Raw genomic sequence first — 23,282 nt, 5'->3', positions numbered from 1 at the left:
TAAAAAAGCCATTGAAAAGATTACCAAAAGTAAATAGAGAGAAGGTATGAATTTAAAAAATAATTAATGCCCAATGGGAATAAAACAATAATTTGCTATAGACAATAATTATCCTGTGATCCCGTTAATTAACGGGATCACCATGACACAGAATAATTAATCCTGAATATCTTCGTCCTGCCGGACCTGAACCGCCCAGCGCTGGGCAGACTCCGGCACATTAAACGCCGGGGAACGACGAAAACGTTCGCCGATCAGTACAAAAGCCACATATTTACCGCGTAACAGCCAGACGTCACGAAAGCCATCCATTTTAGTGGCGTGGTCGGGCGGCGCGGGTTCAACGCGGGGCTGATAGCTGATTACAGGACGATTTTGTTGGCGAAGAGGTTTCATAAGCAGCGGGTTCACTAAACAAACTTAAAAATCAGTAAATTCCTATCATAGCCGATTGCCCCTTCTGCGTCGCGCCCCACGTGCCAGCTGAAGCGTAAGCGGTAGTCCGAAATTGGGTATTCACCCAGCTTATAACCCTTAATGTTCTATAGTTATTGGGTTTTAAGGCAAATACGACCGCGTTTCAGCAATGAAAACAGGAGACGAGTGCAATGTCGCAAAATGATAAGACACATAAACCCGAACAATCCCCGCTTCACGACGCCCATGAAGCAGAGCCCGGAATGGACTCGCTGGCCCCGGCGGACGGTTCTCACCTCGCCAGCCCGGTCCCTACGCCACCGGGCCAGGAGCCCACAGCGCCCGGCAGCCTGAAGGCACCCGATACCGGCAACCAGAAACTGAATGCGCTGGATGAAGTCCGCAAAGGCGGCGAGAACTTCCCGCTGACCACTAACCAGGGGGTGCGCATCGCGGACGATCAGAACTCCCTGCGCGCCGGAACCCGCGGCCCGACCCTGCTGGAAGACTTTATCCTGCGGGAGAAGATCACTCACTTTGACCATGAGCGCATCCCGGAGCGTATTGTGCACGCCCGTGGTTCGGCCGCGCACGGCTATTTTCAGCCGTATAAAAACCTGAGCGATTTAACTAAAGCCGATTTCCTCTCCGACCCGGATAAAATTACCCCGGTCTTTGTCCGTTTCTCTACGGTGCAGGGCGGCGCAGGCTCCGCCGATACGGTGCGTGACATTCGCGGCTTCGCCACCAAGTTTTACACCGAAGAGGGCGTTTTTGATCTGGTGGGCAACAACACGCCGATCTTCTTTATTCAGGACGCACACAAGTTCCCCGATTTTGTACACGCGGTAAAACCAGAGCCGCACTGGGCGATCCCGCAGGGTCAGAGCGCGCACGACACCTTCTGGGATTATGTCTCCCTGCAGCCGGAAACCCTGCACAACGTGATGTGGGCGATGTCTGACCGCGGTATTCCGCGCAGCTATCGCACCATGGAAGGCTTTGGCATCCACACCTTCCGCCTGATCAATGCCGAAGGCAAAGCCACCTTTGTGCGCTTCCACTGGAAGCCGGTGGCCGGTAAAGCCTCGCTGGTGTGGGATGAGGCGCAGAAGCTTACCGGGCGCGATCCGGACTTCCACCGCCGCGATCTCTGGGAATCCATTGAGGCGGGCGACTTCCCGGAATTTGAGCTCGGTTTCCAGTTGATCCCGGAAGAGGACGAGTTCAAATTCGACTTTGATCTTCTCGACCCTACCAAGCTGATCCCCGAGGAGCTGGTGCCGGTGCAGCTGGTGGGCAAAATGGTGCTCAACCGTAACCCGGACAACTTCTTTGCCGAGAACGAACAGGCCGCCTTCCACCCGGGGCATATCGTTCCGGGGCTGGACTTCACTAACGACCCGCTGCTGCAGGGGCGTCTGTTCTCCTACACCGATACGCAGATCAGCCGCCTCGGCGGGCCGAACTTCCACGAAATCCCGATCAACAAACCAACCTGTCCCTACCATAACTTCCAGCGGGACGGGATGCACCGCATGGAGATCGACACCAACCCGGCCAACTACGAGCCGAACTCAATCAACGACAACTGGCCGCGCGAAACCCCTCCGGGGCCAAAACGCGGCGGCTTTGAGTCGTACCAGGAGCGCGTGGAAGGGACCAAAATCCGCGAGCGCAGCCCCTCCTTCGCCGAATACTACGCCCACCCACGCCTGTTCTGGCACAGCCAGACGCCGGTGGAGCAGGAGCATATTATCGGTGCCTTCAGCTTTGAGCTGAGCAAGGTGGTGCGCACCTACATCCGCGAGCGGGTGGTGGATCAGCTGGCGCATATTGATATCACCCTGGCCCAGGGCGTGGCGGACAATCTGGGTATCACCCTGACCGACGAGCAGCGCAACCTTGTTCCGCCGCAGGATGTGAACGGCTTGAAAAAGGATCCGTCCCTCAGCCTGTATGCCGTTCCCGGCGGCGATATCAAAGGTCGCGTGGTGGCCGTGTTGCTGAACGATAAGCCTCGCGCCAGCGATGTGCTGGCGGTGCTGCAGGCGCTGAAGGCCAAAGGCGTGCATGCGAAGCTGCTCTACTCGCGAATGGGTGAAGTCATTGCCGACGACGGCTCGGTGCTGCCGGTGGCCGGAACCTTCGCCGGTTCTCCGTCGCTGACCGTGGATGCGGTGGTGGTGCCGTGCGGGGATATTCAGGGTCTGCTCACTAACGGCGATGCGGCCTATTATCTGCTGGAAGCCTATAAGCACCTCAAGCCGATTGCGCTGGCAGGCGATGCCCGTCAGTTCAAGCCGCTGCTGAAGGTGGCAGATCAGGGCGAAGAAGGTATTATCGAAGGCGATACGGCGGCAGGCGCGTTTATGGATGAACTGACGCTGCTGATGGCGGCGCACCGGGTGTGGTCCCGCAGCAGTAAAATCGCGGCCATTCCGGCGTAAAAAAAGCCGGGTGGCGGCTACGCCTTACCCGGCCTACGTTTCGGTGCTTTTGTAGACATTGTAGGCCGGGTAAGCGCAAGCGCCACCCGGCGTTTCCTCACAGATCCCTGAACGTTCCCAACCGGTACCCGCGCTCGGCAATGGCATATTTCAGCGATGTCGAGGTGAGCACGTCCAGCTCCGTCAGTCGCGGCCAGCAGTAGGCGCTTTTACGGATGGTGTTATCGATAAACGCCGGATGTGCCATCACCTCCAGCGAGCGCTCTCCCTTCAGCACTGACTCATCCAGCACGCGCAAAAACAGCGCTTCACTGATGTCATCGCCATAGAACGCGCTGCTGAAGCCGTCGGTGGTAGGCGGCAGGCCGGCATCCCGTTCGATCCCTTCAACCTGAGGATCCACCCGTAATGCCACCCCTTTGCGACGGGCAAATTCGGCCACCAGCGGGAAGATGGCCGGGATCATGTGCACATGGTGATGGCTGTCGATATGGGTCGGTTCGCGCCCGAAGAGATCGACGAAGCGATTGAACTGACAGTCCAGCTCGCGGGCAATCTCCTCCAGCGGCAGCGTCCCCTGCTCTGCCATCTCCCAGATCCACTTGCCGAGCACGCCGTCCCGGGTCAGCCCCGGCATGGAGGTCAGCGGCATGCCGAGGGTCAGCACAAAGTGCATGCCTACCCCCAGCTCAGGCAGATCCCGGCTCAGCGCCGCAGCGTGCTCAACGGCATCGCCGTTAACCATCGCGGTGGTGGAGGTCACCACCCCGTTCCGACAGGCGTCCAGAATGCCGTAGTTCTGCCCTTTTGAGAGGCCAAAATCATCGGCATTGACGATCAGCAGATATTCCATAGCGATCCCTCTCAGTGCTGCTCGCTTTTCAGTTTATCGACGGTAGCAGCGAAGTTCGGCAGCCATTTTTCATGGGCCAGAATCAGGTCGCACGCCAGCTTCTCGGCATCGCGATCGGATTGCACCAGCGGGCTCAGGTTCAGCGCCAGCAGCACGTCGTTCAGCTCGCCGCTGATGGCCGCCTGGCTTGCCGCCACCTCAAAGCCCTTGATGGTGTGGATAAGCCCCATCACCTTGTCATCGAAATGGGTCAGACGAGGATGCGGCTTCGCGCCGTCGCGGCCCAGAATACAGGTCATCTCCACCGCCCAGTCCGCCGGAATATTATCAATGTGGCCGTGGTGCGGCACGTTGACGTAGTGTTCCGCCTGCTTGTCGTTGTAGATGGCGTTGATCACTTCGCAGGCCGCGTCGGAGTAGTAAGCCCCGCCGCGCTGCTCCAGCTCTTTCGGCTTCACGTTAAGATCCGGGTTCTTGTACAGATCGAACAGCTGTTTTTCTACCTTCTGTACGACCTGCGCGCGGGCGCCGCCTTTGTAGTATTCGCCCATCTCGATCGCCAGCATCTCTTTCAGCTTAAAGTAGTAAAGCAGATAGGAGCACGGGAGCAGGTTCAGGGAGCGGATCAGCCCTTCGCTGAACGGCAGGTCAAAAATGTTCTTCACCGAACTGGCTTTCAGGGTGCCGCTCGCCACGCCGTCCAGCAGCTCCGCGAAGCGAGACTTGCCGTTAACCAGTACGTCTTTGATGAACACCATGTGGTTCAGGCCAAACAGGTCGATGGAAAGCTCGTCGCTGTCGGTCAGGGCCAGCACGTCGCGAATAAACATCTTCATGCCGATAGGAATGTTGCAGACGCCGATAAAGCGTTTGAAATCCGTGTGGCGATAAACCGCTTCGGTCACCATTCCGGCCGGGTTGGTGAAGTTGATCACCCACGCCTGCGGGCAGATCTCCTGCACGTCTTTAATGATGTCGAACACCACCGGAATGGTACGCAGCCCTTTGAACAGGCCGCCAGCCCCGTTGGTCTCCTGGCCCAGATAGCCGTAGCTCAGCGGGATACTCTCATCCAGCTCGCGGGCCTTCAGCTGGCCGACGCGCAGCTGGGTGGTGACGAAATCGGCATCCTTTAGCGCCTGGCGGCGGTCGAGGGTTTTATGCACGGTCATCGGCACGCCCGCTTTTTTCACCATGCGCTGGCAGAGGTCAAAAATAATATCCAGCTTCTCCTGGCCCTCGGCCACGTCAACCAGCCACAATTCGCTGACCGGCAGTTCATGGTAACGCTTGAGGAAGCCTTCCAGTAATTCCGGGGTATAGCTGCTTCCGCCGCCGATGGTCACTACTTTAAGTTTCTTTTGCATAATATTCTCCCTGGGCGATCCGCTTTTTGAGTATAGCGGTCCCTTCCCATCTATTTTGGGCAATCATTTAAATCAATATTCCCGGCGGTAACACCGCCGGACGTTAATTAATAACCGTGAGGTTTTTCCGGTAGCTGTTAGGTGTAAATGAGGTCAATTTCTTAAAGGTCTTAATAAACAGACTCGGACTGCTGTAACCGGATTCGTAAGCAATATCCGTCACCGAATAGTTGGTAATTTCCAGCTGTTTTCTGGCGAAATTGATCCGTATTTCATTAATAATCTGCACCGGCGTTTTCTGATAATAACGCTGGGTCGCGCGGGTCAGGTATTCCTGTGATTTACCCGACAGCGCCACCATATTCTCCAGCGCGTTTTCACCAAAACGCAGCTTGTCGTGCATCATTTCAACGGTGGTGCGCAGCCATTGCGGGATATCGTCAGTTGCCTGCTGCTCTTCGCGATAGTGGCGAAGGCGGTTGACGACGTAAAAGGTCACCGTTTCAATAAATTCATCGAACTCATTGTCACGGAAGTTAAGCGAGGCAATCACGGTGTCGATCCAGTTCAGGAATTCACTTTTAACGTGATAAACCTGCGAGGCGACAAAGCAGAACGGCAGCAGCGGCGAGTAGTGGGTTTCGAAGAAGCGTTTACTGATGCCGACGTTGAGAATGCGCGTGGCGCCAAAATCATAAAAGCTCTGATGGTGCGACCCCATCGGGATAAAGACAAAGTCCCCGCGCTCCAGCAGCACCCGCTTGCCGTTGATCTCCTGATAATAGCGGCCGGTCAGCACAATGGTGAACTCATAGTAGTCATGCTGATGCAGACCGCTGATGCTCTCCACCTTGTTGTAGATAAACACATGAAAATTTTTACCATTGAACAGCTGTTGTTCCCGGGCGGTAGTGATTTCCATGGTGCTGACCTCCTGCTATCAGACTGATTTACTGCATTTTCTCGTGAAGTTCGATGAGTTCCGCCACCAGCTCACGGGCCAGCATGGAGGTCATCAGATGGTCCTGGGCGTGTACCAGCACCAGGCTCACCTTCATTTTACCTTCACCCTGATCGCTTTCGATCAGTTTTGTTTGCACCAGATGGGCTTCATTCAGCGCGGTGCGCGACTGGGCCATCATCTCTTTGGCGGAATCGAAATCGCCCTGCTTGGCTTTTTTCAGCGCCGCGTACGCCAGGCTGCGCGCCTGTCCGGAGTTGATGATAAGCCCCATCACCACTTCTTCAAGATCGTTCTCTGCTACGTCTTCTGGCTCTGCTACAACATTCTCTAAATCAAACATCTCTTGTTCTCCTGTACTGACGCGGGTTGCCCCGCGTCATACGACATCAGAATTTCAGTGCGAGGGCGATATCTTCTTCGCTCTCTTCTTCATCAATTGTGGTCTGGGCCTTGTTGGCGATGGCGACGAACGGCATGTAGAGCAGGGTTGCCACACCAAGGTTGAATATCGCTAACAGGAATGCCGCAACGCTGCCGTTGGTGTTGAAGAAGGCGCCCAGACCGGCTGGCATCGTCCACGGTGCGATGTTGGTGATAGGCGGGATAATGCCCAGGTAATACGCCGTCAGGGTAATGGCGGCCAGCAGCGGCTGCACCAGGATGAACGGAATGAACATAACCGGGTTCATGATGATCGGCATACCGAACAGGATGGGCTCGTTAATCTGGAAGATGCCTGACGGCAGGGCCAGTTTCGCCACCTGACGGTGATCCGCACGACGGGAGGTGATAAACACCGCGATAATCAGACCCAGCGTCGCCCCGGTACCGCCCAGGAAGATGTAGGAGTCGAGCATCGGTTTCGCCCAGACGTGGAAGGTCTTGCCTGCCGCCAGCGCCGCGTCAACGGAGCCGTACTGCTGGTAGAGTGCCACGTTTTCCAGCGCCCATGGGGTCATGATGCCGCTGTCCAGCGCGGCCAGCGCCAGAGAGCCGTGAACACCGAAGAACCACAGCAGGGAGGTGAAGATGACGTAAGCCCAGCCCACCACGCCACCCATGGATGCCAGCGGTGTGGAGATGGTATCCATAATGATCTGGTGGAAGTTGGTGCCCCAGTGAGAGAGCGCCCAGGCGATGGTCCCCATGATGGAGAGAATAATGAAGCCTGGGATCAGCGCCGAGAAGGAGCGCGACACTGATGCCGGGACGCTGTCCGGCAAGCGGATCACCCAGTTGCGACGAATAATAAAGGTAAACATTTCCGCCACGACCAGACCGATCACAATACCGGAAATAATGTTCGCCCCGCCCAGCCAGTTGGCACCCACCGCGTAAGCTTCACCGACGCTGTAAGGGGTCACGGTCATAAAGGCAGCGACAGATAATAAACCGGCGGCCAGCGAGTCGACTTTACGCTCTTCCGCCAGCGCCATCCCGATAAAGAAAGGCGCCATCAGCGACATAATACCCAGCGTACCGTTGTACACATTGCCGCCGATGGCCTTGAAACCATTTAACGTTTCAATAGTTGAGGGATCTAAACGAACACCTAATGAATAGAAAAATGAACCATCACCGAAGCTCAGAAAAACGTTGTTAATTAAAACGAACATGGCACCGGCCAGGGTTAACGGCATTACCTTAATAAAACCGTTTTTAATGGCGTTGACATGCGGTTGCTTTCCTATTTTAACTGCAAAAGGAAGGAGTACCTTTTCAAGCGCAGCAATAAATCTACTCATAGAAAATGCCCTTAAATGCCGCAATAATATTGCGGCGTAAGTGTGTGTGAAATTGCTCTTTGACGGGAAAAATAAAAAATTAAATTAATTAGCAGCTTTTTTAATCGCCGCTACAGCAGCTTTAAGAACACCCAAACCATCCACTTTGCCGTACAGCACAGAGTCGATCACTTCCACCGGTTTATTCGGTAATAGACGTTGAATTTCCGGCAACATATACGCAATTTGCGGACCCAGCAGCACGACGTCTGCGCTGGTGCCCTTCTCACCCGCCAGGGTTTCCGGGAAGGCTTCAATCACAACCGGCACTTCGTACTTCTCTGCCTGCGCGCGCATCTTTGACACCAGCAGTGACGTTGACATGCCCGCTGAGCAAAACAGATAGATATGTTTCTTTTCCATAATGACTTCCCTCTTATATGGCCACCGCGTTAGCCGCGATATCAGCGCCGTTACCTGGCGTCTCGTCTCGCTGGCCTGTCTGATGGGATGAGTATACGGCAAGGGAATTGCTGGGGATAATCCAGAATGTTTTGGAATTGTCTCTCATTGACCTGCGGTTATGACTGCCTTCACATTTCAGGCAAATAATTCGCGATAAGAAATAAGATTGCGGGGCGGCAAAAAGAAAACCGGCCAGAGGGCCGGTTTGTCTGTCTGCTCAGGAAGGAGCCTGATTAGGCTTTAGGCGCCTGTGGATCGGTGTCGTATTCGGCACAGGTCTGATAGCCGGAGTTCATAACGTGACCTGTGTCATCTAATGCAACAAAATAGGTCTCGGTTTTACCATCCCGTTGACCCAGGATGTAGGTCTGGCAGGTACCGCGAGCGTGGATCATCGTCACCTCTGATGACGGCTTGCCGGCCAGCTGCTCAACCTGAGCACGGGTCATCCCTTTTTTAACGTCTTTTACTACTGGCTCTTTAAACTGATCTGTTGTGCGGTCATAGGCGGTACAGCCCGCCAGTAAAGTCAGTACAGCCGCTGCGCCTAACATTCCTGCTACGTTCTTGTTCATATTCCGTCCTCTTGTTTATCAGCGTGTTAAGTAAGCCTGGAATAGAAAACCACATTTTTCAACCCTAAGCGTGACGGCAGAGTTTTTTAGGAAAATTCCTGTAAAACCAATATAACCTGCTGAATCGCTCTAATTCGCTGCATTCAAATCTGTGATCCTTGTCGTTTTCCGCATGACAGGTTAGCTTTAACAGAACATTCATCAGGCAAATTTGTGTAACGGAGGGGCCAGATGGCTCTACAACAAGAGATTATCCAGGCGCTGGGTGCCAAACCCACCATCAATGCGGAAGACGAGATCCGCCGCAGCGTTGATTTTTTAAAATCCTATCTAACCCGCTTCCCGTTCCTGAAGACGCTGGTGCTGGGCATCAGCGGCGGGCAGGACTCCACTCTCGCCGGTAAACTGAGCCAGATGGCTATCAGTGAACTGCGTGCAGAGACAGGCAACAACGACCTGCAGTTTATCGCCGTGCGCCTGCCCTACGGCGTACAGTTCGACGAGCAGGACTGCCAGGATGCCATCGCCTTTATTCAGCCCGATCGCGTGTTGACCGTGAACATTAAAGAAGCGGTGCTGGCCAGCGAAAAAGCGCTGCGTGAAGCCGGCATTGAGCTGAGCGATTTTGTCCGCGGCAACGAAAAAGCCCGCGAGCGTATGAAAGCCCAGTACAGCATCGCCGGGATGACCAGCGGCGTGGTGGTGGGTACCGACCATGCCGCAGAGGCGCTGACCGGCTTCTTCACCAAATATGGCGACGGCGGCACCGACATCAACCCGCTGTTCCGTCTCAACAAGCGCCAGGGCAAACAGCTGCTGGCCGCGCTGGGCTGCCCGGAGCATCTGTATAAGAAAGCCCCAACCGCGGACCTGGAAGACGATCGCCCTTCCCTGCCAGACGAAGCCGCGCTGGGCGTGACCTATGAAAACATTGATGATTATCTGGAAGGCAAGACCCTGGACGAAGGCACCGCCCGCATTATTGAAGGCTGGTACCTGAAGACCGAGCACAAACGTCGTCCGCCGATCACGGTATTCGACGACTTCTGGAAACAGTAATTCTGCAGGGGCGGCGTCTGCCGCCTCTTTTTTAACCACATAACTGCTGCTACACTGTATGCCTGAACAGTATCAGGAGTATGTTGTGAGCAGGCGTCAATCGGCACCGCGGCTTGAATTCGAAGCGGCCGCCATCTATGAATATCCCGAACATCTTCGCCCGTGGCTTGAGGCTCTGCCCAAACAGCCTGGCGTCTACTTCTTTCATGGCGAAAGCGACGCCATGCCCCTGTATATCGGCAAGAGCGTCAATATTCGCAGCCGGGTGCTGTCGCATCTGCGCACCCCGGACGAGGCCGCCATGCTGCGCCAGTCCCGGCGGATCACCTGGACGCAAACCGCCGGTGAGCTGGGCGCGCTGCTGCTGGAAGCACGTTTAATCAAGGAGCAGCAGCCGCTGTTCAATAAACGGTTACGCCGCAATCGCCAGCTCTGCTCGCTGCAGATCACCGAGGGAAAACCGCAGATTGTGTATGCCCGGGAGGTGGATTTCTCCCACACCCCGAACCTGTTTGGCCTGTTTGCTAATCGCCGGGCGGCGCTGCAAACCCTGCAGGCGCTGGCCGATGAGCGCCAGCTCTGTTATGGCCTGCTGGGGCTTGAGTCGTTAACCCGCGGGCGGGCCTGTTTCCGTTCGGCGCTGAAGCGTTGTGCGGGGGCGTGCTGCGGAAAAGAGAGCGTTGAGGATCACCAGCAGCGGCTGGTTGAAGGGTTGCAGGCGATTGGCGTCACCTGCTGGCCGTGGGACTGCGCCGTGGCGCTGAAAGAGTCGCGCCCGGAGATGACCCATTATCATATCATCCATAACTGGCTCTGGCTGGGCGCGGTGGACAGCCTCGACGAGGCGGCGGAACTGCTGCGCGCCCCCGCCGGTTTTGATCAGGATGGGTATAAAATTCTCTGCAAGCCGCTGCTGGCCGGGAACTATGAGATCATTCCGCTCAGTGACCTGGAAGCCAGAAAATCTCGCTGAACAGCAGGGTGCCCTCTGCCTTGAGCAGCCGCAGGGTGTGATCGCCGTCATGCCAGTACGCGCCCTGGTCGGCGGTGAGCAGTTTGTCGCCCAACTGCCAGGCCCCGCTCAGCACAAAGACCACCCCGCCGCGTGACGCAAAGGTGGTGAAGGTGCGATCCGCCACCCGCACCTTCGCCCGACAGATGTCCCGGCGGGTCATGATGTTAAAGTCCATCGACATCTGCCCTTCCAGCAGCTCCGCCTTGACAGGCAACTCTCCGGCAAAGCTGAAGGGCTGATGACGTCGCAGGGTGTGGTTAAACGCCTGCCCGCCATCCAGCTTCACTTCACCCCCTTCCAGCAGGGTAATCACCCGGTCGATGCCGGGCGAAACGGAAAAATCGCCGTTGCTGGCAAGGGACGCAATACTGGCGCGCCAGGTAAAGTCCCGGGTTGCAGGAGGGAAACAGCATATTTCGCGCGTCTCGCCTGCGCCGTTGCGCCAGAGGTTAACCGGCATTTTGCGGATATCAAAAAAGTCCATCACCACTCCAAATGGCGCAATGCGCGCCAGAGCATCCCGCCGGGGGCGGTTGCTTATTGTTTGTTATCATTAGGTCGCTGCGGATCAATATCGGCAGATGTGCGGGTGGGCCTTAGTCCGACGGTGAAAAAAAGTAACGTCAGACATTTCAAACACATTCTGCAGATCGATAACAGGAGAATACCGGGATGGCGGCGGCTGGCAAGAGGCAGGAAAAGAAAAAACCGCCGGACCTGTCCACAGCGAATACGCTTGGGTGAACAGGACTCCGGCGGTCTTGAATGGCTGAACCGATTATTCGGCTGGTGGGGTCATTTTACCTTCCGGCGCTGAACGTTCTGTCAGACGCTTCTCAAAATTGGCATTAAACTGCTTTTTCTGTTCCGGGGTAAGAATGTTGTAGATCTTGTTCTGGGTTTCCATGTGCGCCAGCATGCGGGCTTTATGCTGCTCGGCCATCTTATCTACCTGCGCCTCGGCTTTCGCTTTATCGAAGCTGTCGCTGGCGATGATGTCATGCATTGCGCGGCGCTCTTCTACCGGCGGACGCTTCATCTGGTCACGCTGGCTTTTCATGATGTCGCGAACCTGCTGTTTCTGCGCATCGGTCAGGTTCAGGTCTTTAAACATCATGTCGTGATGCATACCCGGCTTACCTTTGTGATGCATCATTTTGCCTTCGGTCGGTGCTGCCGTGGTGGTGGCGGTATCTGCGGCGAATGCCGCGCTGGTAGCGCCCAGAGCCAGGGTAGAGGCAACAAACAGTGCAGTTAATTTACGCATAATTTTGTCCTTCCTTTCAGTTATTCTTCGGCGCTATGCCGTGTTGACGAGATTCACTTTACGGGGTTTATCGTCAATTAGTCAGAGCAACAGTAAAACAATGAAAGTGTAAAAAACAAATTATCGTCAAATATGGAGAAAATAAGGATAAAGCGTGGAGAGTTGAAACAGAAATATGCAATAACATGATTTTAAAGAGATTATGAAGGAGTATACCGACAAACAGATTAATAATAAAGCAAACAGCCAGGAATAATCTGTAATAAAAGCAGTGATAAAGAAATGAGTGCGTGAATAACCGGCCCCGCCGCGTTGCGCTTATTGGGGCCAGGTATTTATCAGCCGATTTTTTCCAGCATCAGCCCGGCGCGTAAGCCAAAGGCCACTGCCGGATTGGGGAACAGCACGTACTCGGTCGGCTTTTGCACCTCATAGCGCTCGTCCCCATCCTCTGCCAGTAAAACGCCCTGGCGGAAAGGGGTAAAGTTGAGGGTATGCCCGGCCATATGCAGGACAAATGCCTCGCTGCGCCGGGTGATCTGCTGCACCACCCGATACTGCTCCACCGGCTCAGCGTGCGGCGTCGAGGCCACACCGCTCAGCAACGCCCGCAGCGCCTGATGGGTGGTGGCAAATCGCGTCAGATCGTTATGCCCGAACGGCAGCGCCTTGCCCAGCTCCAGCGTGCAGGCCAGCGCGCCAAAACGCTCGCAGGTGAAATGGGTAAAGGTACCGCCCGGTGCCTGATGAAACACCAGCGCTTCAAGCCCGGCATCCCCCAGCCACTCAATAAAGGCCTCGTCCCAGGGCTGACTGCGCTGGGGCAACACACCAAATCGCTCATGATAAGAGGCACGAATGGCGGTATGCAGATCGAGATGCCAGCGATCGGCCCCCGCCTGCTGGTAAAAGGCTTCAACCAGCGTCTCCAGCAACGCCGCCCGTTCGGTCTCATCGCAGGCCGGGAACTGCGCTCCGCGCCCGCTGAACAGGCGATTGATGTCGCAGGTCAGGTAGCGCTTGTCGGCCCGCAGCGCCGGAGGATTGCCGTAGATGACCAGCAGACGGCAGCGCAGGGTCAGTTCACCGCGAAACAGCGCCCTGACCAGCAGGTCGACAATCTCCACCGGGGCCGTTTCGTTGCCGTGGATCCCGGCAGAAAGCACCAGGGCGCGCTCGCTTGCCGCCTCCGGGATTAGCTCCAGCACGCCGCGTGCCAGCCAGCGCCAGTGAAACGACGCCCCGTTGCCTTCGCGCTGGGCGGGGGGTTCATCGGCCATCGTCAGCGCCAGAAAGTTTTCCATAACGCCTCCTTTATTGCTGGAACGGATAGACGGAGCCGAGCTGCAAAATGCGCGTCAGGGCATCCAGCGCCTCGCGCCCTTCCCGCAGCAGCAGCGGGTCGATCAGATCGGCCTGGGTCAGACGGTCGCGATAGTAGCGATCCACCCAGTCGTTAAGCGTGTTGAACAGGGTATCGTTCATCATCACCGCCGGGTTCACCGCCCGCTGCTCTTCGGTGGTCAGCACCACGCGCAGGCGCAGACACGCCGGACCGCCACCGTTGGCCATGCTTTCACGCAGATCGAACACCCGCAGCTCGCTGATGGGGTTATCCTCTGCCACCAGCTGGCTCAGGTAGCGCCAGACGCCCGGGTGGTTCTGCGACTCCTGGGGCAGAACCAGCATCATGCTGCCGTCGTCGCGGCTCAAAAGCTGGCTGTTAAACAGGTAGGTTGCCACCGCGTCCTGCACCGGGACCGCCCCGGTCGGCACCACAATAGGCATAAAGCCGGGCACGCGATCGCGCAGGGACTGCAACAACGCGGGCTGATCGACAAACGCCTGCTCGTGGCAGAACAGCACCTGACGATTTGATACCGCAATCACGTCGTTATGGAACACACCCTGGTCAATCACCAGCGGGTTTTGCTGGGCAAACATCAGTTGCCCCGGATTGACCTGATTCAGGCGGGCCACGGCCTGGCTTGCGGCCAGGGTCTGGCGGGCCGGGTAGCGGGCAGGCGCACGGCCAGCCCCCTCGTCACGGCCATAGATAAACAGCTGCAGACCCGGCTCGCCGTAATCGCCGCCGAGACGGTTATGGTTGGCCGCCCCTTCGTCGCCGAACATCGCCACCTGCGGCAGCGCCGTATGCACGCTGAAGCGGGATTCATCGCGGAAGATGGCGCGCAGTACCTGTTCCGTGGTGCCGGCCTCACTGGCGCGGTGAAACTTGTTGTTAAGATTCGCCACCGTCAGATGCACTTTCCCGTCGAGCGTATCCGCAGACGGGGCCACCGTGGCGGCGTTAGCCACCCACATAGAGGAAGCTGAGCTGGCGGCGGAGAGAAGCTGCGGCATCTGGGTGCCCGCCTTTTCCACCACCTGCTCGTCCGTGCTGGTAAAGCCAAGCTGACGCAGCACGCCGACGTTGGGCCGCTCCTGGGGCGGGATCACCGCCTGAGGGAAGCCCGCATCGGCCAGCGCCTTCATCTTTAACAGACCCTGCTTCGCCGCCAGCCGTGGGTTGGAGATCTGAAAGCGGTGCTTTGTAGAGGCCTCATTGCCGAACGACAGTCCGGCGTAGTGGTGGGTCAGCCCCACCAGCCCGTCGAAGTTAACTTCACGCGCTTTCATGACGCTTCTCCCGTGTAAAATCGAGACCCGGATTCAGCTGCTCCGGCAGGACGATGGCGGCTGTCTCGAGGCTCGCCATCGGCCAGGCGCAGTAATCTGCCGCATACCAGGCGCTGGCGCGGTGGTTGCCGGATGCCCCCACCCCGCCAAAAGGTGCGGTACTGGCCGCGCCGGTAAGCGGTTTATTCCAGTTGACGATCCCGGCGCGGGCCTCCAGCAGAAGCTGGTCAAAGCGCTCGCGATCCGGGGAGATCAGCCCACAGGACAGGCCGTAGCGCGTGGCGTTCGCCATGGCGATGGCCTGGTCAAAATCGTCGTAGCGCCAGACGCACAGCAGTGGGCCAAAGACCTCTTCATCCGGCACGTCGCGCACGCCGGTCATCTCAACAATGGCCGAGGTCAGTAAGGAGGTGCCCGCTTTCACCAGACGCGGTTCCAGCAGCGACTGGCCCCCACGGGCGACATGCTCCCGCCAGGCGTGATAGACATTTTTTGCCGCCTGCTCGGAAATCAGCCCGCCGATAAACGGCTGGTCGCTGGCATCCCACGCGCCCGGCAGCAGGCGTCCGCTCACTTCGACCAGACGGGCCAGGAAGGCATCGCCTTCTGCCCCGCTTTTTACCAGCAGGCGACGGGCGCAGGTGCAGCGCTGCCCGGCGGTAATAAAGGCTGACTGGATCGTCAGGTGAACCGCGGCGTCGATATCCGACGGGTCGTCAACGATTAGCGCATTGTTGCCGCCCATCTCAAGAGCCAGAATTTTTTCCGGCTGACCGGCGAGCTGGCGATGCAGCTGGTAGCCGGTCCCGGCGCTGCCGGTAAACAGCAGCCCGTCGATGTCGCCGAGGGCGCTCAGGGCCTGGCCGGTTTCGCGTCCGCCCTGCACCAGATTAAGCACGCCCGGCGGCAGCCCGGCCTGCTCCCACAGTTTGACTACCGCCTCACCGCTCCACGGCGTCAGCTCGCTCGGCTTGAAGATCAGGGTGTTGCCCGCCAGCAGCGCGGGCACGATGTGGCCGTTCGGCAGATGGCCGGGGAAGTTATAGGGGCCAAACACGGCCAGCACGCCGTGCGGGCGATGGCGCAGCGTGGCGGCACCGTCTGCCATCTCGGTGCGCTGCTCGCCGGTGCGGGTGTGGTAGGCCTTTATCGAAATGGCGACCTTGTTGATCATGGCGGTGATTTCGGTCGCCGCCTCCCAGCGCGGCTTGCCGGTTTCGCGGGCAATAATGCTGGTCAGCTCCTGTTTATTCGCCTCCAGCAGGGCAGCAAATTTCTCGACAATCGCCTGGCGGGCGCTGAACGGCTGCTTCGCCCAGCCGGGGAAAGCGCTGCGCGCCGCGCGGCAGGCCTGTTCAACCTGCGCCGGGCTGGCGTCCGCCCCCTGCCACAGCAACTCCTGGCCTACCGGGTTGTGTTTGCTGCGTTGCTCACCTTCGCCGGTGACCCAGTCGCCGTTAATCCATAAGTTCATACCGATTTCTCCTCGGGGCACAGGCGCACCATGCGAATACGATCGCCAGCGCGGCATTTCAGGGCATCCAGCTGCGCAGGGGTCAGCACCAGACGTTCACAATCAGGGTCCACGCGGATCAGCGTGGCGCGGAAATGGTCATACTGCTCGTTTGCCACCAGGCAGGCGGGAAATTCCCCCGGCGCAGGCTGGCCCTCGGCCACCTCCACCAGACGGCTTTTACGGATCGCCCGCACCCGGTCAATATCGCACTCCAGGGTCGGGCCGCCGTCGAAGATGTCGACATAGTTGCGGTAGCGGAAGCCCTCTTTTTCCAGCACCGCGCGTGCCGGGGCAGTGTGCGGATGCACTTCGCCAATCACCGCCTGCGCCTCGGGGCTGAGGAAATGGGTATAGATGGGGTGTTTCGGCATCAGTTCGGCGATAAAGGCTTTCTGCCCGGTGCCGCACAGGTAGTCCGCCTTGCTGAACTCCATGGAGAAGAAACGCTCGCCCAGGCTTTTCCAGAACGGTGAGAAGCCGGTTTCGTCGATCACGCCGCGCATCTCGGCGACCACTTTTTCGTTAAAGCGATCGCGGAAGGCGGCCATAAAGAGAAAGCGCGATTTGGAGAGCAGATAGCCGTTGCCCTCCTTGCGCCATGACGGGTCGAGAAACAGCGAGCACAGTTCGCTGCTGCCGGTGTGATCGTTACTGAGAAACAGCGTCGGCAGCGCGTTGTAGACGTTCAGCTCTTTCGAGGCATGCACCAGCGTGCCCACGCGGTAGTTGTACCAGGGATCGTTCAGGCCCACCGCCACCTCAATGGCGCAGATCCCCGCGACGGTGCCGGTGTCAGTATCTTCCAGCACAAACACATAACCCTGTTCGCCTTTCGGCAGCGTCCCTTGCCAGGTCTCGATGGAGCGCTCGATGCGCGCCGAGAGCGTATTTTCATCAATGGGAAGCGAGGTCAGCCCGCCTCCCGTCTTACCGGCAAGCTGCATGAGGGCGGGTAAATCACCGCGCTCAATGGGACGGATGACCATCATGATGACACCCCGGACTTCACCTGTTCACAGGCCAGCGCAAAGCGATCTAACCCGGTCCGCACCTCTTCTTCGCTGACAATCAGCGCAGGCGCAAACCGCACCACGTTAGCCCCGGCGATCAACACCATCACGCCCGCTTTTGCCGCTTCCTGTGAAATAAGTTTAGCTTTTCCGGCGAATTCGTCCGTGAGTACACAACCGATCAGCAGCCCCAGACCGCGAATTTCTTTGAACAGGCCGGTTTTGCTGTTAATGGCCTGCAGACGCTCGACGAACCAGTCGTGACGCTGCTTCACGCCGTTCAGCACTTCCGGGGTGTTGATGATATCCAGCACCTGACCTGCCACCGCCGACGCCAGCGGGTTGCCGCCGTAGGTGGTGCCGTGGGTACCGACGGTCATCACGCGGGCAAATTTGTCGGTGGTCAGCATTGCCCCGACCGGGAAGCCGCCGCCCAGCGCCTTGGCGGTAGAGAGCACATCCGGCGTGACGCCATAGTGCATATAGGCATACAGCTCGCCAGTGCGCCCGACGCCGGTCTGCACTTCGTCAAAAATGAGCACCGCGTTGTGACGATCGCACAGCTCGCGCAGCCCCTGCAGGAAGACTTTATCCCCGGGCAGCACGCCGCCTTCACCCTGCATCGGCTCGACGATCACCGCGCAGGTGGTATCGTCAATCAACTCGCTGGCAGACTGCAGATCGTTATAGACCGCGTGGCGGATATCCGGCGGCAACGGCGCGAAGTCCTGGGAATAGGAAGGCTGCCCGCCGGCGCTGACGGTAAACAGGGTGCGACCGTGGAAGGCATTTTTGAAGGCCACAATGCCGCTCTTCTGGCTGCCGAAGTTATCGTGAGCATATTTGCGCGCCAGTTTCAGCGCGGCTTCGTTGGCCTCCGCGCCCGAGTTACAGAAGAACACTTTTTCCGCAAAGGTGGCGTCGATCAGTTTTTTCGCCAGACGCAGCGCGGGTTCGTTGGTGTAGCCGTTGCCGGTATGCCAGAACTTCGCCGCCTGGTCGTTCAGCGCCTGACGCAGGGCCGGATGGGCGTGTCCCAGGGCATTGACCGCAATACCGCCGGCGAAGTCGATATACTCTTTACCCTGTTGATCCCACAGGCGCGAGCCCTCTCCCCGTACCGGAATAAAAGCCGCCGGGGCGTAAACCGGCATCATCCATTCATCAAAGTTTTCACGCGTAACTGACAGAGACATAGCGACCTCATCCGGTAAATAAAAGGTTGATAAAATGTTAAATATTTATGTGTTTGCCCTGTGAATGTAGATTGCAGCGTTCGTGCCAGCCAGCGATAAAAATGCATAAACGGGATGAGGTAACGAAATATCAACAGGTTACAATATGGAGTTATTCACTGTTATTGCATAAAAAGTGAATATTTTTACAACAAGCGGCGCTTTACCGAAGGAAAAACAGAAATATTATGCATAGGCCAAATATAATTCTGGAATTGTGATCGCTCGCGAAATTTGTATAGCTTTTACGCGCCATCAGAGGGCGTTACGCGCCAGAACGGTGCAGAAATTGCACCGTAACTTGAGCGTGTTCCGTTAACGAACTATTGGATTAAATGAACCATCGAGGAGCGAGCATCTGTTATGGCAATGACAGTAACCTTTCGTAGTCAGGGATGATGGCCCGCTTAATTTCTACTGTGCCATCAGGGTAGGTTATGGTCATGCCTGCTGGGGCGCGGCTGCTTTTGGGTGCTTCAAGCGAAACAACTTTTTTAAGATACAATAGTGGTTCAATAGTGATATTTTTAACATCATGCACCCTGTAAAATCGACTCCATTGTAATTTATTGGTATTCCCGCCAAAAAACTTCAGAACGACCTCATTATCCCGATGGTGGATAACCATAGGGAAAAGTACCGTCTTGATATACACATCATCATAGGCTTCTCTTCTGGTACCCGAACCTTCTCCAGCAGAATAAGCGTCATCGTCAAAAGCAAATTCGTAGCTCGTCGGTATGATTTTTTTCCCGGCGGCAAGTGGCAGCGTTTTTTGCGGCTGGAGATCAATACGTATTCCGCTGAGTTTCCATTCGCATTTGCCGCCACCATCTGAAGCAATACGACTGTGCCATATATTGCTGTTCCCTTGTTGGATCATTCTTACGACTCTGGGATTTTTTCCTCTTTCAAGACTTCTATGCGATTCTATTTTTTCATCATAGACTTCTCGCTGGCATTTATCCGATCGGTATAACACGTCCATCGGCGTTACCTCAGTATAAGGGGGCAACTCCAACGTAACGTTCACCCACTCAGTTCTGGCCGGTGGGTGAAGAGTATAGTCGGGGCGACTGGCACATCCATTCAATGGAAGCGCTAATAGTAATAGTGCGATGTTAATATGCTTCACGGTATTCCTCCTTGATGAAAATCCTAAAAAACTTCTGGGCTGGTGTCTTGTTACATCATTGAAAGCAATTTCGTGTAGTCCGGGATAATAGTTCGTTTAAGTTCTACTGTGCCATCAGGGTAAGTTATGGTCATGCCTGCCGGATCGGTTTTCTTTTTTGGCGTTTCAAGCACGACAACCTTATCAATAAACAAATCAGGTTTTATTCCTATATTTTTTATTTTATCGACTCTGTAATGTCTGCTCCATTTCTCCTTATCAGTATCACCCGCAAAAAATCTTAATGTTTGTTTATTTAGAGCATGATTGATTACCACCATTGGGAAAAGCACTGTATTAATTGTAAGATCACCCTGAGTTTTTCTGACAATCCCTACGCCCCCACCACCAACATAATCCTCACTATCAAAGCTAAAGGCATAGCTTGTCTGAATAAGTTTTTTTTCCTTCGCTAAAGGAAGGGTATGCACTGGCTGAATATCAATGCGTAAGACGCTCAGTTTCCATTCGCATTTGCCGCCACCATCCAGAGCAATACGACTGTGCCATATATTGCTGTTTTCCTGTCGAATCATTCTGAAAATCTGAGGATTAAAACCTCGTTCATTTCGAACGTGAGATTCAGTCGTACTGTCATAATCCTCTCGCTGGCATTTATCCGATCGGTATAACACGTCCATCGGCGTTACTTCAGTATAAGGGGGCAACTCCACCGTAACGTTCACCCACTCAGTTCTGGCCGGTGGGTTAAGAGTATAGTCGGGGCGACGGGCACATCCATTCAATGGAAGCGCTAATAGTAATAGTGCGATGTTAATATGCTTCACGGTATTCCTCCTTGATGAAAATCCTAAAAGCTTCTGGTCAGGTGTCTTGTTACATCATTGAAAGCAATTTTGCGTAATCCGGAATAATCCCCGAAACGCTCTCTTTACTCCCATCGGGATAGGTTACCGTCACTTTGCCTGGTGGCGTAGGCGGACTTTCCAGCGTCACGACTTTGCTAGCATGGAGGACTGGGGTAATAACAATTTTCTGAGTATCATGTACTCTGTAATGTCTGCTCCACTCTGTTTTTCTGACATTACCACCAAACATATCGATATCGATTTCGTTGAAGGCATGATTGATATAGACCATAGGGAAAAAATCCGTTTTAATCTCCAGGTTGCCATGCACCTCTTTCTTTGTCCGGGCATCCCCCCTCCGCTATAAAATTCATCATCGAAGGCAAAGACATAACTTACCGATGTGGGATTTTTTCCTTGTGTCAGGGGAGTGTTTCTCATTAATTTCATATCAACCCTGACGGTGCTGAGTTTCCACTCACATTTACCTCCACCATTTAGCGCGAAGCGATGTTGCCATATATCACTATTTTTCTGCTTAATCATCCTAACAACCTGAGGATTTTTTCCATTTTCCAAACTTCTGTGCGACTCTATTTTTTGGTCATAAATTTCACGCTGGCATTTTTCCGAACGATACAACGCATCCATAGGCATTACTTCTACCTGTGCTGGTAATTTTAAAGCTATATCTATCCAATTAGCATTGGCAGGTGGATTGAGAGTATAATCCGGTCGACTTGCACAACCTGCCAGAGGGAACATCAATGTCAGCATAAATAAACAATTAATTGATTTCAATTTCTTCCTCCGCAACTGATTTAAAACGAATTAATGCATTCTCCCCGCAGGGTAATGCTTTTGTTAATACAAGCGCTCTGTGAAGCTCCTCCTGCAACCCAAGAAATATCCTGTTGCGGGTTAACTCCTCCTCAGGGGTGTTTTGAGCATAACGCTCCATCTGTCGGTTAAAAATCTCACGCCGGGATTTACGCACCATTTGCAGTTCCGGCCATGCGGATTCCAGGAGTTGATTATTAAGGAATGGTAGATACTCTTTTGCCATGGAATGTCTAATAGGGTTAGTCATATGGTCAAAAGACGGATTAGTATTTCGCGGAAAAATACGCTCGATATCATCCTTAGGATATTTGCGAATGAAATCTTCCTGGGCCTGTTTTGCCCTGTTATTTTCATCCTCTGATAACGACGGAATAAGGAACAAACGGGCTTTAGCTGGCAGACTGTAACTCAGGCGACGACAGGTGTTTGGATTCATCATCACCCTACACTCTTCCCAACTATTTGTCTGCGTAGTGCGAAAGAAGACTACCGGTTTGCCATGATGCCAGTAGTGTTCCCCAGTATATGCCCCTGCCATCTGTACAGGAAGCTCCACCAGCAGTGTCCAGAAGAACCCCAGCGTTGCGCCGATCGGGCCAAATTTGCCGTAAAGCCAGTTATCCATATTGGCATCAAAGGGAACACTGGTAATGGTATCTGTGTCGTTAACGTGCCGGTAATGGGTAATTTGATGAATGTTTCCCACTGCATTTGCGGTAAAGGTACGAGGCATACCGTATGTATAGAGAATCGGCTGAAATTCTTTTACTTTAGCAGCATAAGTGAGACCAAGTGCGCCTCCCAAACTATGGCCGCAAATGAAGAGTTTTTTATTACCATTAGCTTCTGATAATGCTTCTTCAATCGCATTAAATTCGAAATCAAATCGTGCCGTCGCCAGTTGATAAGCTGCTAAGAACCCTCCATGAATACATCCAGCGTTAGCCAGTTCTGGTGGACAAGGTAGTGGAGAATATGCTCCATCGGTTAACCAATCGGGAATTTCCTGTGTCCCTCGCCACGCAACGGCTAAATGCTCGTCACACTCAACGTAAAATAGTTGGGTACTATCGAGTAAAGGACTTGATGATTCACTGGGCTTTTTAGCTTTGGTATCCAGGAATGCTGCCGTGGTATAACGCTTGCTAAAAGGTACATCAATCGTTAATGCATGAGGATACGCTGGAAATTCTTCATGCTGAGGCGTTGCAGAAAGATCCAGACATTTTTCCAGGAAAAAAGACTCCACGATATGCTTTTCAGCATAAGCCATATCCGCCATCAAGCCCAGATTATAGCCGTTCGCCAGGGCATACTCTTTTGTGTCGTGCAGCACCAGGATCCATGCCCGAAAAGGACATATCTCAATAACATGCCGTTGATCGAATTGGTCACAGCTTATCCTTTTCCCTTTCAGCGCCGTTTCTTCAGGAAAATGATAAATTGGTGGCGTCTTCCGATCCCAACCTTCAATTTCCGGCACCTGGTCGCACAATTCCCCGATGACCGCATAATGATATAAATACCCTTTCTGCTCTGCACCGATCTGCACATTCGAACGCCAGTCTGAACGATCATTTCTATTGGATTGTTTAGCATTCCCGGGATGGCGTGAAAGTCCTAGTGGCCGATTTTCCATTTCATCCGCCAGATGCTGTGCATCCAGTGTCAATGTGAGATCGAGCCAGTGGAGACCTGTTAATCGAATAAGACCATCCGCATCACTTTTGCCCTCATAAATTTTGTCATTGAGGCCTTCACTTTTAGCCCTATAAGGCATACCGGTGACAGGTTTATTAAGTTCATCGACAAGTTGAATTTCAAGAAAGTGGGTATGTTGTTTGCCTGTAAAGGCATCAGGGTATCTGACAAGAAGTGAAGTTACAGTTTTAGTCATGA

22 protein-coding genes are annotated in these 23,282 nt (G+C 54.8%); 3 read left to right on the top strand and 19 right to left on the bottom strand.

Annotated elements, in window-relative coordinates; translation table 11 throughout:
- Nucleotides 1-156 precede the first annotated feature (156 nt).
- Nucleotides 157-411: a cell division activator CedA gene (cedA, locus tag FHN83_RS21075; protein ID WP_139564827.1), complete on the bottom strand. Its 255-nt coding sequence runs from the start codon at nucleotides 409-411 to the stop codon at nucleotides 157-159.
- 197 nt (nucleotides 412-608) lie between these two features.
- Here cedA and katE point away from each other — a divergent pair, with 197 nt between their 5' ends.
- Entirely contained in the window at nucleotides 609-2,867 is a 2,259-nt protein-coding gene (gene katE / locus FHN83_RS21070) for a catalase HPII (protein ID WP_139564826.1), read from the top strand.
- Nucleotides 2,868-2,964: 97 nt separating this feature from the next.
- Here katE and chbG read toward each other — a convergent pair whose 3' ends face one another.
- The 7 genes from chbG to osmE all read right to left on the bottom strand — a co-directional run bounded on the left by chbG (nucleotide 2,965) and on the right by osmE (nucleotide 8,815).
- A complete protein-coding gene (gene chbG / locus FHN83_RS21065) occupies nucleotides 2,965-3,720 on the bottom strand; it encodes a chitin disaccharide deacetylase (protein WP_139564825.1) in 756 nt (251 codons plus the stop codon).
- 11 nt (nucleotides 3,721-3,731) lie between these two features.
- On the bottom strand, nucleotides 3,732-5,087 hold the full coding sequence (locus FHN83_RS21060; protein ID WP_139564824.1) for a 6-phospho-beta-glucosidase: 1,356 nt from the start codon (nucleotides 5,085-5,087) through the stop codon (nucleotides 3,732-3,734).
- A 103-nt stretch (nucleotides 5,088-5,190) separates the two neighbouring features.
- The gene (chbR, locus tag FHN83_RS21055; RefSeq protein ID WP_139564823.1) at nucleotides 5,191-6,009 is read right to left on the bottom strand and encodes a transcriptional regulator ChbR; all 819 of its coding nucleotides are present in this window, start codon (nucleotides 6,007-6,009) and stop codon (nucleotides 5,191-5,193) included.
- A gap of 28 nt (nucleotides 6,010-6,037) precedes the next feature.
- The gene (gene chbA, locus FHN83_RS21050; protein ID WP_039029057.1) at nucleotides 6,038-6,391 is read right to left on the bottom strand and encodes a PTS N,N'-diacetylchitobiose transporter subunit IIA; all 354 of its coding nucleotides are present in this window, start codon (nucleotides 6,389-6,391) and stop codon (nucleotides 6,038-6,040) included.
- A 46-nt stretch (nucleotides 6,392-6,437) separates the two neighbouring features.
- Entirely contained in the window at nucleotides 6,438-7,796 is a 1,359-nt protein-coding gene (gene chbC / locus FHN83_RS21045; RefSeq protein WP_039029056.1) for a PTS N,N'-diacetylchitobiose transporter subunit IIC, read from the bottom strand.
- 84 nt (nucleotides 7,797-7,880) lie between these two features.
- Entirely contained in the window at nucleotides 7,881-8,198 is a 318-nt protein-coding gene (gene chbB, locus FHN83_RS21040) for a PTS N,N'-diacetylchitobiose transporter subunit IIB (RefSeq protein WP_039029055.1), read from the bottom strand.
- A 275-nt stretch (nucleotides 8,199-8,473) separates the two neighbouring features.
- Nucleotides 8,474-8,815, bottom strand: a complete 342-nt coding sequence (gene osmE, locus FHN83_RS21035; RefSeq protein WP_039029054.1) for an osmotically-inducible lipoprotein OsmE — start codon at nucleotides 8,813-8,815, stop codon at nucleotides 8,474-8,476.
- Between the two features lie 231 nt (nucleotides 8,816-9,046).
- Between osmE and nadE the strand changes: the two genes are divergently transcribed.
- Both nadE and cho read left to right on the top strand, forming a co-directional pair.
- Nucleotides 9,047-9,874 carry an ammonia-dependent NAD(+) synthetase gene (nadE, locus tag FHN83_RS21030; protein WP_039029053.1) on the top strand — a complete coding sequence of 276 codons (828 nt, stop codon included), beginning with the start codon at nucleotides 9,047-9,049 and terminating at the stop codon, nucleotides 9,872-9,874.
- A gap of 85 nt (nucleotides 9,875-9,959) precedes the next feature.
- Nucleotides 9,960-10,847, top strand: a complete 888-nt coding sequence (gene cho / locus FHN83_RS21025) for an excinuclease Cho (RefSeq protein WP_176556508.1) — start codon at nucleotides 9,960-9,962, stop codon at nucleotides 10,845-10,847.
- Here cho and ves read toward each other — a convergent pair.
- From ves to FHN83_RS20970, 11 genes are all read right to left on the bottom strand, one after another.
- Nucleotides 10,816-11,373 (bottom strand): environmental stress-induced protein Ves, encoded by a 558-nt coding sequence (ves, locus tag FHN83_RS21020; RefSeq protein WP_138368773.1) that lies wholly within the window; start codon nucleotides 11,371-11,373, stop codon nucleotides 10,816-10,818. The genes cho and ves overlap by 32 nt on opposite strands.
- A 294-nt stretch (nucleotides 11,374-11,667) precedes the next feature.
- Entirely contained in the window at nucleotides 11,668-12,156 is a 489-nt protein-coding gene (gene spy, locus FHN83_RS21015; RefSeq protein WP_039029050.1) for an ATP-independent periplasmic protein-refolding chaperone Spy, read from the bottom strand.
- Between the two features lie 338 nt (nucleotides 12,157-12,494).
- Nucleotides 12,495-13,460, bottom strand: coding sequence for a succinylglutamate desuccinylase (astE, locus tag FHN83_RS21010; RefSeq protein WP_139564822.1), 966 nt, complete (start codon nucleotides 13,458-13,460; stop codon nucleotides 12,495-12,497).
- Between the two features lie 10 nt (nucleotides 13,461-13,470).
- The gene (astB, locus tag FHN83_RS21005) at nucleotides 13,471-14,796 is read right to left on the bottom strand and encodes an N-succinylarginine dihydrolase (RefSeq protein ID WP_139564821.1); all 1,326 of its coding nucleotides are present in this window, start codon (nucleotides 14,794-14,796) and stop codon (nucleotides 13,471-13,473) included.
- Entirely contained in the window at nucleotides 14,783-16,270 is a 1,488-nt protein-coding gene (gene astD, locus FHN83_RS21000; RefSeq protein WP_139564820.1) for a succinylglutamate-semialdehyde dehydrogenase, read from the bottom strand. Before astD ends, astB begins: the two co-directional genes overlap by 14 nt.
- Nucleotides 16,267-17,301: an arginine N-succinyltransferase gene (gene astA, locus FHN83_RS20995; RefSeq protein WP_139564819.1), complete on the bottom strand. Its 1,035-nt coding sequence runs from the start codon at nucleotides 17,299-17,301 to the stop codon at nucleotides 16,267-16,269. Before astA ends, astD begins: the two co-directional genes overlap by 4 nt.
- Complete coding sequence (locus tag FHN83_RS20990; RefSeq protein WP_139564818.1) at nucleotides 17,298-18,518, bottom strand: aspartate aminotransferase family protein; 1,221 nt, start codon at nucleotides 18,516-18,518, stop codon at nucleotides 17,298-17,300. The genes astA and FHN83_RS20990 overlap by 4 nt, the downstream gene beginning before the upstream one ends.
- Before the next feature lie 400 nt (nucleotides 18,519-18,918).
- A complete protein-coding gene (locus FHN83_RS28670; protein ID WP_255296452.1) occupies nucleotides 18,919-19,692 on the bottom strand; it encodes a hypothetical protein in 774 nt (257 codons plus the stop codon).
- A gap of 50 nt (nucleotides 19,693-19,742) precedes the next feature.
- Nucleotides 19,743-20,519, bottom strand: a complete 777-nt coding sequence (locus FHN83_RS28665; protein WP_255296451.1) for a hypothetical protein — start codon at nucleotides 20,517-20,519, stop codon at nucleotides 19,743-19,745.
- Nucleotides 20,520-20,684: 165 nt separating this feature from the next.
- Complete coding sequence (locus tag FHN83_RS28660; protein WP_255296450.1) at nucleotides 20,685-21,341, bottom strand: hypothetical protein; 657 nt, start codon at nucleotides 21,339-21,341, stop codon at nucleotides 20,685-20,687.
- Entirely contained in the window at nucleotides 21,328-23,280 is a 1,953-nt protein-coding gene (locus FHN83_RS20970; RefSeq protein ID WP_139564817.1) for a lipase family protein, read from the bottom strand. Before FHN83_RS20970 ends, FHN83_RS28660 begins: the two co-directional genes overlap by 14 nt.
- Nucleotides 23,281-23,282: the final 2 nt, after the last annotated feature.

Origin of the sequence: Leclercia adecarboxylata (assembly GCF_006171285.1) — a bacterium.
Taxonomy (GTDB): Bacteria; Pseudomonadota; Gammaproteobacteria; order Enterobacterales; family Enterobacteriaceae; genus Enterobacter; species Enterobacter barmai.
The sequence above is the reverse complement of the archived record's forward strand: the minus strand, read 5'-3'. Positions and strand labels throughout refer to the sequence as shown.

Excerpts from the sequence above, each read along its gene's own strand:
- katE (WP_139564826.1), top strand. The coding sequence starts at position 609 with ATGTCGCAAAATGATAAGACACATAAACCCGAACAATCCCCGCTTCAC.
- chbG (WP_139564825.1), bottom strand. The coding sequence starts at position 3,720 with ATGGAATATCTGCTGATCGTCAATGCCGATGATTTTGGCCTCTCAAAA.
- FHN83_RS21060 (WP_139564824.1), bottom strand. The coding sequence starts at position 5,087 with ATGCAAAAGAAACTTAAAGTAGTGACCATCGGCGGCGGAAGCAGCTAT.
- chbR (WP_139564823.1), bottom strand. The coding sequence starts at position 6,009 with ATGGAAATCACTACCGCCCGGGAACAACAGCTGTTCAATGGTAAAAAT.
- chbA (WP_039029057.1), bottom strand. The coding sequence starts at position 6,391 with ATGTTTGATTTAGAGAATGTTGTAGCAGAGCCAGAAGACGTAGCAGAG.
- chbC (WP_039029056.1), bottom strand. The coding sequence starts at position 7,796 with ATGAGTAGATTTATTGCTGCGCTTGAAAAGGTACTCCTTCCTTTTGCA.
- chbB (WP_039029055.1), bottom strand. The coding sequence starts at position 8,198 with ATGGAAAAGAAACATATCTATCTGTTTTGCTCAGCGGGCATGTCAACG.
- osmE (WP_039029054.1), bottom strand. The coding sequence starts at position 8,815 with ATGAACAAGAACGTAGCAGGAATGTTAGGCGCAGCGGCTGTACTGACT.
- nadE (WP_039029053.1), top strand. The coding sequence starts at position 9,047 with ATGGCTCTACAACAAGAGATTATCCAGGCGCTGGGTGCCAAACCCACC.
- ves (WP_138368773.1), bottom strand. The coding sequence starts at position 11,373 with ATGGACTTTTTTGATATCCGCAAAATGCCGGTTAACCTCTGGCGCAAC.
- spy (WP_039029050.1), bottom strand. The coding sequence starts at position 12,156 with ATGCGTAAATTAACTGCACTGTTTGTTGCCTCTACCCTGGCTCTGGGC.
- astE (WP_139564822.1), bottom strand. The coding sequence starts at position 13,460 with ATGGAAAACTTTCTGGCGCTGACGATGGCCGATGAACCCCCCGCCCAG.
- astB (WP_139564821.1), bottom strand. The coding sequence starts at position 14,796 with ATGAAAGCGCGTGAAGTTAACTTCGACGGGCTGGTGGGGCTGACCCAC.
- astD (WP_139564820.1), bottom strand. The coding sequence starts at position 16,270 with ATGAACTTATGGATTAACGGCGACTGGGTCACCGGCGAAGGTGAGCAA.
- astA (WP_139564819.1), bottom strand. The coding sequence starts at position 17,301 with ATGATGGTCATCCGTCCCATTGAGCGCGGTGATTTACCCGCCCTCATG.
- FHN83_RS20990 (WP_139564818.1), bottom strand. The coding sequence starts at position 18,518 with ATGTCTCTGTCAGTTACGCGTGAAAACTTTGATGAATGGATGATGCCG.
- FHN83_RS20970 (WP_139564817.1), bottom strand. The coding sequence starts at position 23,280 with ATGACTAAAACTGTAACTTCACTTCTTGTCAGATACCCTGATGCCTTT.